The sequence below is a fragment of the Paenibacillus sp. CAA11 genome (assembly GCF_003060825.1).
GTDB lineage: Bacteria > Bacillota > Bacilli > Paenibacillales > Paenibacillaceae > Fontibacillus.
Genome location: NZ_CP028922.1, coordinates 2,063,047 through 2,077,292, shown reverse-complemented (window position 1 = coordinate 2,077,292; position 14,246 = coordinate 2,063,047). Strand labels below are relative to the sequence as shown.

Annotated in this window: 10 protein-coding genes; 3 read left to right on the top strand and 7 right to left on the bottom strand. The window is 47.2% G+C overall.

Going from position 1 to position 14,246, the window contains the following annotated elements; translation table 11 throughout:
- Positions 1–177: 177 nt before the first annotated feature.
- Entirely contained in the window at positions 178–585 is a 408-nt protein-coding gene (locus DCC85_RS09775; protein WP_108465421.1) for a NusG domain II-containing protein, read from the bottom strand.
- Positions 586–804: 219 nt separating this feature from the next.
- On the opposite strand from DCC85_RS09775, the gene DCC85_RS09770 reads away from it, so the two are divergent.
- Positions 805–1,992, top strand: coding sequence for an AI-2E family transporter (locus DCC85_RS09770; RefSeq protein ID WP_108465420.1), 1,188 nt, complete (start codon positions 805–807; stop codon positions 1,990–1,992).
- 43 nt (positions 1,993–2,035) lie between these two features.
- Here the strand turns inward: DCC85_RS09770 and DCC85_RS09765 are convergent, their stop codons facing one another.
- Genes DCC85_RS09765 through DCC85_RS09755 form a run of 3 tightly spaced genes read right to left on the bottom strand, consistent with a single transcriptional unit; the run spans position 2,036 to position 3,893 of the window.
- A complete protein-coding gene (locus DCC85_RS09765) occupies positions 2,036–2,614 on the bottom strand; it encodes a ferric reductase-like transmembrane domain-containing protein (RefSeq protein WP_159081835.1) in 579 nt (192 codons plus the stop codon).
- Positions 2,611–3,540 (bottom strand): FAD:protein FMN transferase, encoded by a 930-nt coding sequence (locus tag DCC85_RS09760; RefSeq protein ID WP_108465418.1) that lies wholly within the window; start codon positions 3,538–3,540, stop codon positions 2,611–2,613. Before DCC85_RS09760 ends, DCC85_RS09765 begins: the two co-directional genes overlap by 4 nt.
- A gap of 35 nt (positions 3,541–3,575) precedes the next feature.
- Positions 3,576–3,893 carry a hypothetical protein gene (locus DCC85_RS09755; RefSeq protein ID WP_108465417.1) on the bottom strand — a complete coding sequence of 106 codons (318 nt, stop codon included), beginning with the start codon at positions 3,891–3,893 and terminating at the stop codon, positions 3,576–3,578.
- A 177-nt stretch (positions 3,894–4,070) separates the two neighbouring features.
- Between DCC85_RS09755 and DCC85_RS09750 the strand changes: the two genes are divergently transcribed.
- Together DCC85_RS09750 and DCC85_RS09745 are read left to right on the top strand one after the other, a co-directional pair.
- The gene (locus DCC85_RS09750) at positions 4,071–4,745 is read left to right on the top strand and encodes a response regulator transcription factor (protein WP_108465416.1); all 675 of its coding nucleotides are present in this window, start codon (positions 4,071–4,073) and stop codon (positions 4,743–4,745) included.
- The gene (locus tag DCC85_RS09745) at positions 4,735–6,153 is read left to right on the top strand and encodes a sensor histidine kinase (RefSeq protein WP_159081834.1); all 1,419 of its coding nucleotides are present in this window, start codon (positions 4,735–4,737) and stop codon (positions 6,151–6,153) included. The genes DCC85_RS09750 and DCC85_RS09745 overlap by 11 nt, the downstream gene beginning before the upstream one ends.
- A gap of 57 nt (positions 6,154–6,210) precedes the next feature.
- Here the strand turns inward: DCC85_RS09745 and rpoD are convergent, their stop codons facing one another.
- The 3 genes from rpoD to DCC85_RS09730 form a co-directional block, all read right to left on the bottom strand.
- Positions 6,211–7,320, bottom strand: coding sequence for an RNA polymerase sigma factor RpoD (gene rpoD / locus DCC85_RS09740; RefSeq protein ID WP_108465414.1), 1,110 nt, complete (start codon positions 7,318–7,320; stop codon positions 6,211–6,213).
- Positions 7,321–7,643: 323 nt separating this feature from the next.
- Positions 7,644–12,548: a HAMP domain-containing protein gene (locus DCC85_RS09735; protein ID WP_108465413.1), complete on the bottom strand. Its 4,905-nt coding sequence runs from the start codon at positions 12,546–12,548 to the stop codon at positions 7,644–7,646.
- 282 nt (positions 12,549–12,830) lie between these two features.
- Positions 12,831–14,135: a hemolysin family protein gene (locus DCC85_RS09730; protein WP_108465412.1), complete on the bottom strand. Its 1,305-nt coding sequence runs from the start codon at positions 14,133–14,135 to the stop codon at positions 12,831–12,833.
- Positions 14,136–14,246: the final 111 nt, after the last annotated feature.

Here is a 14,246-nt window from a genome sequence, read left to right as displayed (position 1 = left end):
TCTCCTCTACTTGTATATATATTTATTTTATCGACAAAATTCGATTTCTTTTTATATAATTTGATTGGAATATTCATGAATTCCCAGTTTTGGTTCAACTGCTCATCTCAAACACCAAAAAGCGAGAGATCTCCCGGATCTCTCGCTTACACTTTAGCTTTGATTTTGAGTGAAGAGTTAATTAACCACGGCATCCACTTCATTTTCTGTAGGAGGCGTATCCCCATCATGTACGATATCTACCAGAATGCGGTGTGGCACGCAAATAATACGTTCACCCGGTTTGGAGATAAACCCCATCTTCACGCCTATTTTTCGAGGAGTATCCGAATACGTCATTTGGATACCTTCATTATATACTTTGAGCGTATCATGACCATACTCCGTGTACATTTCAATAACCTGCTCTTCTTTCGTTAATTTAACAAGTTTGTACAGTTCGCCATCCAGCATGATCTTCGCTGACATCTCTCCAGGCGTAAATGCCTCGGCTTTATAAAACAGTGCCCTTCCTCCCAGCACTCCTCCAACAATAACAAGAACAGCCACAACCAGAATCCAGTCGGCGCGCTTCAGCTTAAACATGGGGTTATCTCCTTCAGCAAGTAAAATTGTACTAATTTTCACTATTTAATTTCACTATATACAGCTCGCTTTCGTGCTGTCAATTCGCTTCCTCACACTTGGGAGTCCGAAGAGAAACGCCCTGTATCCCTTGAATCATGCATTGCTCAATACCTAACTTGCTATTATGATAGAACTAACAAATATTAGTCGAATTTAAAAAGGAGTCGTTGCCCGCCTATGCTTCCCCTGTATAAAAAATACTGGCGCACTTTTTTTGATATCGCCGTGATTGTGCTTACTGTCTACCTGGTCATGTTCCTCTTCAGTAAGCTCTATCAGCTGGCTGCGCCGGTCTTCCTATCGTTCTTCGTCTTTATTCTGATTGAGCCCCTTGCCAGATTTCTGAATCGGCGTGGGTTGGCCAAGCCATTCGCTTCTGCAATCTCCGTGATTTTGTTCTTAGTTCTGCTGCTGGGAATCCTATTTGGCGCAGGCTTGCTAATTGTAACCCAGATCACACGATTCTCGAACAATTTGCCCGATTACACATATATGCTGCAGCATCAATTTGCCCAGACCACTACATATCTTCAGACCCAGTTAGATGCTCTACCGGAAAATGTGACAGAGAAGATGAACGGATATTTTGCTGATGCAACCAACCTGCTGACGAAATGGATGAAGTCCTTTTTCGGATATCTTATTGGCATCCTGGGTTCTTTCTCTTCCTTTATGGCGAACTTCGGAATTGCCATCATTCTGGCCTTCTTCCTAAGCATGGAGATTAAAGACTGGCGCAAAACGGCTTATGAGAAAACACCGAAGACGATAAAGATCGCTTTTCAATTCCTGCGTAATCATGTGTTTCGCGCTATTGGCTCTTACTTGAAGGCTCAGGTGATCTTAATGTCCATCACTTTCGTCTTGGTTCTCATTGGCTTGTTCATTGTTGGAACCGGAAATGAGCTTACAATGGCCTTGATCAGTGCTGTTTTTGACATTTTGCCTCTGCTTGGTGTATCTACCGTGCTGATTCCATGGATCATTTATCTGTTCATTGTCGGCAAAACAGCGATGGCTGTTGGAATCCTGATCACTCTTGCCGTCGTGCTGGTTGTAAGGCAGCTCCTGGAACCGAAAATTACCGGAAATTCCATCGGCGTCTCCTCTGCCTTTCTGATGCTCTCCTTCGCCATTGTCTCCATGTCATTATTTGGCGTAGCGGGCTTAATCCTGTCTCCAATTCTGCTGATTCTGCTTAAGGAGCTTATACAGCAAGGGTACTTGCAGCGCTGGATCCGCCTGCCCCAGGAAGAGTTCATTGTCTCTCCCTTCAGCGTAATGGGAAGTTCTCCTGCGGAGGCATCTCATACGAAGCCGGTGGAAGACGCCCAGCCCTCCTCCTCAGATCGAACTTCATCTTAGAACACAAAGAAGCCCGGCCTTATGAAGGCTGGGCTTCTTTGTGTTACCCCTGTGCGGACATCTTCCGTGCAGTCAGCTTCTTCTGCACATAGATTCTCCATATAAACATTGCTGCCGTAGCCCCGCCGGTGACTGCATACATAAGCCTAATTCCTTTGTCAGAAGAATCTGAGCCAAGCAGCAGCCCGTGAACCAGTGCCATGACAAAAGCAGGGAAGGCTAAGACATGGATGCTTCGCCATACCTTACGGCCAATACACTTCATCAGATCCGAGCTGATTATTAACAGCGCCATTAGATAGATCACCAAGGTGCCCAGCCCGTTCAGGATCGGATGGCTATGTGACATAAACGGAACTAGTATTTCCAGCGGCTGATACCCTACGTGCTGATCAAAATAGAGCACCATGCCATGAACCATTCCGAATAATAAGCCAAACCAGCCTGAAGCCTGGTGGATAAGATTGATCGTCCCTTTTCTTTTCCCTTGAACCAGAGGGGTGCCCTGCATCATTCCTGCGATCATAGATACGAACAACAGCAAGTAAGATGTAATTCCCGCCGCTCTAACTGTATTCCATACATTTAGATAATCCCCAAGGTTCTCAAACCATGTGATCATAAAGAAGCCCTCCCTTTGCATAATTCCCCTTCCACATTGCCATGAACCAGAATCTCCCCGCTCTGGGTCACTGCGATCATTCCCAAATCGGTCAGCTGGTGATTCAACAATTCTCGGCTGCCTGCCGTTCCCAGGATTAGCAGACATTTCGCGTAGACTTCTGCAATAAGAAGACTGCGGGCTACTACCGTAACCTGAATCAAATCGGACTTACTAGGCATTCCTGTCCTCGGGTCAAGTAAATGATGAAGCTCTCGGCCTGTCTGATCCAGCCATCTGCGCTTTTGTGTACTGCTGGTAGCTATACCGGCAGAGCGGTTCAGCTTCAGCACAGCTATGTCCAGATCAGCCTTTAGCGGATGAGCGACCGCGATTTCACGAACCCCTCCACCTGAGGACCAACTCGCAATATCTCCTCCTGCGTCTATTAAGCCGCTATCCCAGCCCTCCTTCTTCAGCATCTCAGAGAGCTTATGAGCACTCCACCCCTTGGCGATGCCTCCCAAGTCAATCTGTATCTGTGGTTGCAGCTGGATACTCCGCTGTCCCGGATTAAATATCGCAGGCTCCAGCTCATTTTTTGGTGTTATGGATGGAACGAAGGGCTTGGGTCGGGACAATTCCCCCAACTTTTCAAAGCTTGCTGAGTACCCCCAGCCAGACAGGTTCGCTCCGAGATAAGGATTAAACAACCCTGAAGTTTGTCTGAAATAATAATCAGCGGTCTCCGCAACCTTGTAAAGAAGGGGAGAAGCTAGATATATGCGGCCACCTGCCCGGTTCAATTTTGTCAATTCACTGTCTTCCTTAAACCGACTGAGGGTATTCTCCACAAAGGAAAACCATGACCTTGCCCTAAGACCCGCAGTTTCGTCCGTACCATATAAAGCAATATCCGTGTTCATCGCATTAAACCGAATAGCCATCTCGAATCCTTCCTTTCACCGTATAACAATGATGCCTAGGAGGCTCTGGAACGGACCCTTTCCTCCGTTCCAGAGCTTGACTGATCTGTAGAAGCGTCACCTTGGAAGGAGCCCTCCCTGCGGTCTCCCGGCTCATAGAAGTTATCGCCAGCTTCTTGTGAATTGTCCTCCCACTGATTCATGATTTCGTCTTGAGAAGAATCTTGGGTGCCAACCAGCGGTGTCAATTCCGTCTGATTTCCGCTCGTTACAGTCGCTCCTTGATCCGTTTTGGAGATATAACCTACAAATCCTGTAAAGAACAATGCGCTTGATACACCAACCATCCATTTAATCCATTTTTGTTGTGCCATTTTTAGATTCCACCTTTCTCTTGTTCGAAGAAGCGATAAATGCATCATAGGCAAGTAAAATGAAAATTCGGTGAAAAGATAAAATTTTGTCTAAAATATTAGAGATTCACCATTTTTTCATCTTGGCATGATAGATTGAATGTAAAACTAGCACATAAGCCGAAAGGAAATGTAAGGATGAACATTTTGCTCGCTGAAGATGACGTGCGTTTAGGAGAACTTATTGTTCATATGCTTAAGAAAAAAGCCGGCTACCACACTGACTGGGTGACCACTGGGAACGAAGCCTTAGAGCAGGCTTTCTCCGCTGCCTATCAGCTGCTGATTCTGGATTGGATGATGCCTGACGGTGATGGAGTCTTTGTCTGCAAAGAGCTAAGAAAAGAAGGCTATATGGGAGCTATCCTGATGCTCACGGCTAGGGACACCCTGTCCGACCGGATTGAAGGGCTCGACGCAGGCGCTGATGATTATCTGGTCAAACCGTTTGAGCTGGACGAGCTGCTTGCTCGGATACGGGCTTTATCACGCAGAAATTATGCTCCAATTCAGGAGGAGGAAGTCCATCTTGGCGAAGGTCTCCTCAGCCGCAATCACCAGAAGATTCTGTTCTCGCAAGGAGAAGTACAGCTAACTCCTAGAGAATTTCAGCTACTGGATCTGCTTATCAGGAACAAGGGGCTTGTCCTAAGTCGTGAAGTGATCCTGGAGAGGATTTGGGGACTGGAGGCCGAGGTAAATATGAAGACGATCGATGCGACGGTCAAGCTTTTGCGGAAGAAGTTAAGCCCATTCGAGCATGAAGATATTATCGAAAGCGTTAGAGGGGTTGGATATAAGCTTGAAATTTAAATTTAAAAAGAAACCCGCCGAAAATCCTCAGGAGGATGTTCTGTTTAGGCAGACACAGAATCGGCTAACGGTTCAGTATTGCATCATGCTGACGATATTTCTATCGTTATTTGTCTTTTGTGTCTATACATTTCTTAGATATCTCATCACACAGAACCAAGAGCATGCCCTGCATGAATTCATGGAACAGGAATCCAGATACATGAACTATATTGTAGCCGATAACTCAGACACCGATTTAAAACGGGCGCTTGCTGGGAATTTTTCCAACGGAGATGGTGACACCTATTATTGCATCTTGGACTCCAACCAAAATCTGGTGATGGGAACCGATAATATAACCAAAAGCGGAATTCAAGATCAAATCTTAAGCAAACTTCAATCTTGGCCTGAAGGCAAAGATTATATATATGTGAAGGCCGATCTCCCAGAGCACGCCCACTTTGATGAGCACCGTCCGGCTTCTTTCAAGGAAAGAACCCTTTTGTTCACCGCTCAGCCCCTATGGCTTGGAGAACAGCTGGTCGGTACATTTTATTTAGGAAAGGATGTCACTTCCGCACTTCAGATTTTGCAAAATCTGATTATCGTTATGCTCCTCATAGCTATCCTCTTTGTAGGAGTTGCATTATTGATAAGCCGGCATATGTCCAAACGTGCGATGGTTCCCATTATTCAATCTTATACAAGACAGCGTGAGTTCGCAGCCGATGCCTCTCATGAGCTTCGTACTCCTCTAAGCGTACTGTTATCTTCAATAGACACACTGCAAATGGAGGAGACCTTAACGGAGGAACCCTTTACTCGCCGAGTGCTCTCCAATATGAAAGACGAGATAAAGCGTATGTCCGGGTTAACCCATGACCTCCTTATACTCGCTCGATCGGATGCATCTGCACTTCCACTTCATCAGGAGGAGCTTGATCTGTCAGCCCTCGCAGCAAGTACATTTGAAATCGTCAAACCATTAGGTCAGATTAAACACCTTAAAATGGAGGTAAATACGCCTGCCCAATTGCAAGTGTTAGGCGATAAGAGCCGACTTCACCAGCTGCTCCTTATCCTCCTTGATAACGCGGTGAAGTATACGCAGGAGAACGGAGAGGTCACACTTTCGGTTTATCGGGTTGTGGAGAAAAAACAAAACTTCGTCTGCATTGCCGTAGAAGACACCGGGATCGGTATTCCGTCTGACGCGCTGGACCGAATTTTCGACCGATTCTACCGGGTGGAGAAATCCAGAGCCCGGCAAACAGGAGCAGAAGGCGGACATGGCCTGGGGCTGTCGATCGCCCAAGCCATTGTTCACGCTCATCATGGAACAATCAAGGCTATCAGTCAACCCGGGAAGGGCAGCAGGTTCGAAGTGCGAATTCCCTTATTGCAACAAAAACAAGCGGCCGTATAGAATACGGCCGCTTGTTCAATTCTATGGGTTGAATTCATGGTAGAAGTCTACAGCTTCCTATTCCAAGAAGTCTTTCAGGCGCTTACTGCGGCTAGGATGTCTAAGCTTGCGCAGCGCTTTAGCCTCAATCTGACGAATCCGCTCCCGGGTAACCCCGAATTCCTTACCGACTTCCTCCAGGGTACGAGTACGTCCGTCATCCAGACCAAAACGTAAACGAAGAACATTCTCTTCACGCTCGGTCAGTGTATCCAGTACGTCCTCAAGCTGCTCCTTAAGAAGCTCGTAGGCAGCTGCATCTGCTGGCGCAGGTGCATCAGAATCCTCAATAAAGTCGCCAAGATTGGAATCATTCTCTTCTCCGATCGGAGTCTCCAGAGAGACTGGCTCTTGGGCAACCTTCATGATCTCTCTAACTTTCTCAGGCGTCAAATCCATTTCCTTCGCGATTTCTTCCGGTGTAGGCTCGCGTCCGAGATCCTGCAGCAGCTGGCGGGATACACGAATTAATTTATTAATGGTCTCTACCATATGAACCGGAATCCGAATAGTCCGCGCTTGGTCGGCAATAGCGCGGGTGATTGCTTGGCGAATCCACCAGGTGGCGTAGGTACTGAATTTGTACCCCTTTGAATAGTCGAATTTCTCGACCGCCTTGATCAGTCCCATGTTCCCCTCTTGAATCAGGTCAAGGAACTGCATGCTCCGACCCACATAACGGCGGGCAATACTTACTACAAGGCGCAAATTCGCCTCAGCAAGTCTCTTCTTCGCTTCTTCGTCGCCTTCCTCAATCCGCTTGGCGAGTTCGATCTCCTCTTTGGCCGATAACAGCGGAACACGGCCAATTTCCTTAAGATACATCCGCACCGGATCGTTAATCTTCATTCCTGGCGGCAGGGTCAGATCATCGTCTACCCGAAAATCATCCGATTCCGAATGTGACAAAGCACTTGGCTCATCATCCGATTCATTGCCAACATCAATTCCCATTTCGCTTAACTGCTCAAAGAACTCATCAATCTGATCCGGTTCTTGATCAAAGGGAGCTAATTTCTCAATAATTTCTTTGGAAGTCAACGAAGAGGTCGATTTACCCTGCTCAATAAGTTGCTCCTTTACCTGTTCAAGCGTAAATTCCGATTCTGTATGCTGATCGTTTGCCATAGGCAAAGCTCCCCCCCTCTAATTAAAACATGCTTCTCATCGGGCTAAACACTTGTAAAACGTCGATTTATCCCGGTTCAAAGCATGCGGGTCACAAGAAATCCTTGTTTGACATTACCATAAAAGAATGGTATGATAATGGAAAATATAATTATTATTACATAATTTAATCACTAACCGTCATTTTATCATATTGTTTTATTTTTTTCAACTCTAAATACTGACAAGCCGCTCTGATTAAGGGTGGCTTTTTTATTTTATGCTAACGTGATAAGCCGCGGAACAATTCTGCACATTGCAGAACTGTTCTGCGGCGGTTGATATTAATTTGTCTTAAGATTCGTATCCGTGATATCCAACCAATGACGGATTGTGGCGAGCAGTTGTGCACTGTTCACAGGCTTCGTAATGTAGTCAGAGGCTCCAGCCATCAGGCAGGCTTCCCGATCACCCTTCATGGCCTTCGCAGTTAGAGCAATGATTGGAAGCTTCTCAAATCTTGAATCCTGTCTAATCAACCGGGTAGTCTCGTATCCGTCCATAACCGGCATCATAATATCCATTAATACAATCTCCACATCAGGTGTTTCGTTCAGAACCTGAATCGCCTCCTGGCCATTCTCCGCCGAGATCACCTTCATATTATGCCGCTCTAGAATCGTCATTAATGCAAAGATGTTCCGTATGTCATCATCAACTACCAGCACCTTCTTGAATTTGATCAGCTCATCTGACTGATGCAGCTTAATCAATTTATCATGGGTGTCTTTCGGCAGATTACCGGCTTCACGGTGCAGGAAGATACTTGTCTCATCCATCGCTTGCACCAATGCCTTTACTTCTTTGATCACCGCTGACTTAAGAAGCTCCTCAAGTTCACTCTCTTGCTCTAGCTCCCAGCGCTGGCTCCGGTACAGTACCATAGGGACATTCTTATGCCTAGGATACCTGTGTATATCTCGCAAAAAGTTGATAACGCTCATGTCGTCCACACTGTTATCAATGAGCAAGCAGTCAAACGAGGTTTGCTGCAGCTGATCAAGCCCCTCCTGGAACTTAGTGACTGCTGTAAGTCTAAGATCCGGGCCATGGATCATGTCGAGAAGGTGCTTGCGTGCCTCCTCATCTTTCATAATGACCAGCAAAGAACGGACGGATTGATCCGCAAAGTTGTTAAGGCGGTCAAGGGTATTCTCCAGTTCTTCGTGAGAAACCGGTTTGCAGACATATTCATATACCCCTTTTTGCTTCAACGCAATCTCATCTTCCTCGACCGTGATAATACAAATAGGGATGTGACGCACGCTCAAGTCGTTCTTGAGCTGATCGATAATCATCCAGCCATTAATGTCACCAAGCCTCAAATCCAGCGTAATTGCTGCAGGCTTATACCGCCGCGCTAGCTCCAGCGCATCGCTTCCCCGGGTGCTTACTACGGCCTTTATTCCTTTTTTATGCAGCACGCCGAGCAATATTTCATTAAACTTACAATCGTCCTCGATGATGAGAAACACCCTGTCATTCGGTCCAATCTCTGAACGATCATCCTCAAAATTCTCCTCTTCCTGTCTTGCGGAGAAGGTACGCGTCAGCTCCCTTGGAGTGATATCTATCACTTCGGGAATATAAGCGGATTCCGGCTCCTGCTGATGAGTCGGACCCTCAATCGGAAGATAGAGGTTAAATACACTGCCTTTGTTCACGACACTCACCAGCGTGATCTCCCCGCCAAGCAAGGATGCAATCTCTTTGGAAATAGCTAGTCCAAGTCCTGTTCCTCCATAGACGCGGCTGGTGCCTCCATCCGCCTGCTGGAACGCCTCGAATATGATCTGCTGCTTATCTTCAGGGATCCCGATTCCTATATCCCGAATGGAGAAACAAATGACCCTCGGAGCCTGATTCAGGCGGGAATGATCTTCACTCCATCCGTCCTCTGCCACGCGGATATGGAGCTCAACCTCTCCTTGTTCGGTGAATTTGAAGGCATTGGAGAGCAGATTTTTGAGGATCTGCTGAAGACGCTTCTGGTCCGTCATGATGACTAGCGGCACATTCACATCCATCTTCAGACGATATTGCAGCGCCTCATCATCCACCATATGGCGGAAGGACCGGTCCAGCCCGTCCATTAATTCAGGAAGCGAGACTTCGCTGTAATCAGGGAACACCGTACCCGATTCAATCTTAGATAAGTCCAGAATATCGTTAATGAGATTCAGCAGCTCTACTCCTGCATCTTGGATTGTCTGCGCAAACTTCACCTGATTGCTAGTCAGGTTACGATCGGGATTCTCTGCCAGCTGCTCTGCAAGGAGCAGCAAGGAATTAAGCGGTGTTCGCAGCTCATGAGACATATTTGCCAGGAACTCGGATTTGTATCTTGAAGTCAGCGCTAGCTGCTCCGCCTTCTCCTCCAGAATCTGCTTGGCGATCTCCACCTCATTATTTTTGCTCTCAACTTCCGCTTTCTGAAGCACTAGCAGCTTGGCCTTGTCTTCCAGCTCCTCGTTCGTATTCTTCAATTCCATCTGCTGCTTCTGCAGCTCCTCTGTTAAAGATTGGGATTGCATGAGCAGGGCCTCTGTTCGCTGGTTAGCCTGCACCGTATTGATTACGATGCCGATGGATTCCATCAGCTGATCAAGCAAGGCAAGCTCAATCTCACTGAACGCACGGAAGGAAGCAAGCTCCAGGACAGCCAGCACCTGCTCTTCAAAAATAATCGGCAGCAGGACAATGTTCAGAGGCGGAGCTTCACCAAGCCCGGATGAGATCAAGACATAATCATTGGGCACATTTGTCAGGAGAATCCGCTGTTTCTCAATCAAGCATTGGCCTACAAGGCCTTCTCCTGCCCGGTACGTACTAGATAAGTGTTTGCGCTGCTGATAGGCATAGCTGGCAAACAGCCTCAGCATAGGTTCTCCATCCACGGATTCATTAATGTACAAGACACCATGCTGCATGGACACCAGCGGAGCTAGCTCGGACAAAACCATCCGGGATACGGCCATAAGATCCCTTTGACCCTGCAGCAACCTGGAGAACTTAGCAAGATTGGTTTTCAGCCAATCCTGCTCTGTATTAATACGTGTCGTCTCCTTCAAATTCCGGATCATTTCGTTGATATTGTCCTTCAGAGCCGCAACCTCACCGGCGGCCGCAACATCTATCGTCCTCGACAAGTCTCCCTTCGTCACCGCCGTTGCAACATTGGTAATCGCCCGGACCTGCGTAGTCAGCGTGCTCGCCATATAGTTAACGTTATAGGTTAGATCACGCCAAGTACCCGCAGCTCCCGGAACATTAGCCTGGCCGCCCAGCTTCCCTTCAGCTCCTACCTCCCGTGCCACCGTGGTCACTTGGTCTGCAAAGGTAGCCAGCGTGTCGATCATGTTATTGATCGTGTCTGTAAGCTCTGCGATTTCTCCTTCGGCTTCCACAGTCAGCTTCTGATTGAGGTTACCGTTAGCTACGGCAGTAACAACTTTCGCGATGCCTCTAACCTGGTCTGTCAAATTGGTCGCCATAATATTAACGTTATCCGTTAAGTCCTTCCAGATGCCGCCTACACCGTTCACCTGGGCTTGTCCCCCGAGCTTACCATCCGTTCCTACTTCGCGGGCTACACGGGTAACTTCGGAAGCAAATGAACTCAGCTGATCTACCATCGTATTGATCGTGTTCTTCAGCTCCAAGAGCTCGCCCTTCACATCCACTGTAATCTTCTTCGATAAATCTCCATTGGCCACCGCTGTAGTCACGCCGGCAATATTACGCATTTGTACCGTCAGATTGCTGGCCATATAGTTTACCGTATCCGTCAAGTCTTTCCACGTACCCGAGACATCCTTGACTTCTGCCTGTGCCCCAAGCTTCCCTTCTGTACCTACTTCCCGGGCAACCCTCGTGACCTCGGAGGCAAAGTTGCTGAGCTGATCCACCATCGTATTAATCGTATTCTTCAGCTCCAGGATCTCGCCTCGAACGTCTACCGTTATCTTCTTGGAGAGATCCCCTTTGGCGACAGCGGTTGTAACCTCAGCGATATTGCGCACCTGATCCGTCAAATTACGGGCCATACTGTTCACGCCTTCGGTCAAATCCTTCCAGGTGCCTCCAACTCCCTTCACCTCGGCCTGTCCACCCAGCTTTCCTTCACTGCCTACCTCTTTGGAGACCCGGGTAACTTCTGAGGCAAAGGTTGACAGCTGATCCACCATCGTATTGATCGTATTCTTCAGCTCTAGAATCTCTCCTTGTACATCGGCCGTAATCTTCTTCGATAGATCTCCATTAGCGACCGCTGTGGTCACCACAGCGATATTGCGCACCTGATTGGTTAAATTGGAGGCCATGTAGTTAACGCTTTCCGTCAAATCACGCCATGTGCCGGCCACGCCCTTCACCTGGGCTTGCCCGCCCAGCATCCCCAGCGTCCCTACTTCCCGAGCTACCCGGGTAACCTCGGAAGCAAAGGTAGACAACTGATCCACCATTGTATTGATCGTGTTCTTCAGCTCCAGAATCTCTCCTCTGGCGTTGACCGTAATATGTTTGGACAAGTCCCCCTTGGCTACCGCTGTGGTTACCTCAGCGATGTTGCGCACCTGATCAGTTAATGTACCAGCCATAAAGTTCACACTATCCGTCAGGTCCCTCCATATGCCGGAGACCTCCTTAACATTCGCCTGACCGCCCAGCTTGCCTTCTGTCGATACCTCACGTGCCACTCTGGTCACCTCGGAGGCGAAGTGACTGAGCTGATTCACCATCATATTTATATTCGTAGCCGCATGCTTGAATTCACCAGTCAATGCGCGCCCTTCAAATTCTAGAGCTACCTTTTGAGTCAGATCTCCCTGTGCTACAGCATTGATGACCTTAACCATTTCACTTGTAGGCTGAATCAAGTCCACCACAAGACCATTTAACGAATCTATAACCTGCTGCCAATCTCCTCCAGTGTTCTTATGAGCAAATCTGCGCGTATGCTTCCCTTCCTTGCCGACAACTTTGGCAACCGAGCAAATCTCCTCAACAAGCTTCTCCTGCATATCCATAATTTCATTAAACGTATCGGCCACCTTGCCCGCAAGTCCTGTACGGTCGTAGGGCAGCCGATGAGAAAAGTCACCTTTCTTAAAAGCCACTAATGCATTTAGAAGTTCTCCAATATCCATATGATCATTCAGCAATCCGGTATTACGCTCTTGGTCAGACATGATCATTATCTCTCCCGACATATTTATTGGCCTATATAGAGTGAACTAAAGAAATGAATGTTATAGGGCGTATTGGCCGTTATATATAGAAAGATCAATGTAAAACCTTAGTTCATTCTATATAATTATTTCGGATGACAAAATCTCTCATTTTTTATTCTACTATGGAAAACAGATTTCTGTCATTTCTCGCGAGGGGCTTATTCCATTCGTTATGATCATCCCATAAATACGGCAAAAAGACATAGTTCTAAAGACTATGCCTGTCAACTTTGCCGCCTCCTATACTTGAGGCACCACCTTAATTTCAACCTTAAGATATCTAGTATTCTCGCGTTCAACTACTGTAAACATAAAGTCGCCTTGACGGTGACCTTCGCCTTCCTGTAAGCCATCGTTCTGGGCATACAGCCACCCGCCAACGGTATCCCACTCATCCGGATTCAGACCGACGGAAATATGCCGCTCCAGCTGTGTCAAGGACAGCTTGCCGTCTACCACGAGATGATCCGGACCTAGAACGCGAACCGCTTCTTCTTCCTCCCCATCAAATTCATCCCGAATCTCGCCCACAATTTCTTCAAGAATATCTTCAATGGTGACCATCCCTGAAGTGCCGCCATATTCGTCGACGAGGATAGCGATATGCGTTCGTTCCTTCTGCATCTTCTTAAGCAGATCATTCACAGGCATCGTTTCCGGTACGGAAAGAGCCGGTTGAATAAGCGTAGACACATCGAGATCCGGGTGATCATCGTAGGCTAGGAAGAACTGCTTCGTATTGATGACCCCAATAACGTGGTCCTTGCTGTCCTGAACAACCGGAAAGCGCGTATACTGCTGCTCTTTGATAATCTTCAAATTCTCTTCCCTGGATACATTTGTATATAAACAAACCATATCGGTACGAGGGACCATAATCTCCCGGGCTAATAAATTATCGAAGGCAAAAATTCGACTGACATACCCGTATTCCGATTGGTTGATCTTACCGCTCTCATAGCTCTCGCTAAGAATAATTTGAAGCTCTTCTTCGGAGTGTGCCTCTTCATGCTCAGAAGCAGGCTTAATTCCGAACAACCGGACCAATTGGTTCGCCGAACCGTTAAGGAGCCAAATAAAGGGATACATAATTTTGCTGAACCAAATGATCGGCCGTGCAGTTAGGAACATGACCATCTCTGTCTTACGAATAGCCATTGTTTTTGGAGCAAGCTCCCCTACCACAACATGAAGATACGTAATGACTACAAAAGCAATTAAGTAGGATAGAAATCCGGACACGGATTCTGCCAAATGCATCTTCTCGAATACAGGGTGAAGGATTTTCTCAACTGTCGGTTCAGCAAGAGATCCAAGACCCAGTGATGTAATGGTAATTCCCAGCTGACAAGCAGAGAGAAAGCCGTCAAGATTGTTTAACACTTTCTTGACCGCCATGGCATTCCTGCGGCCTTCTGCGACCAGCTGGTCCACCCGGCTCTGTCTCAGCCGTACGGCTGCAAATTCAACCGCGACGAAGAATGCAGATAAACCGATTAATAAAGCCACTAAAACCAGATTTAAAACGTACCTATCACTTTCCACTTACACAACATCTCCTTTTAAAAATGAAATATGGAGTTTTTACGGCTAAGCAAGCCATTTGGTTTCACTCTCTCTCATCTTTTAACCGATTTATCCCAAGATGAACTCACC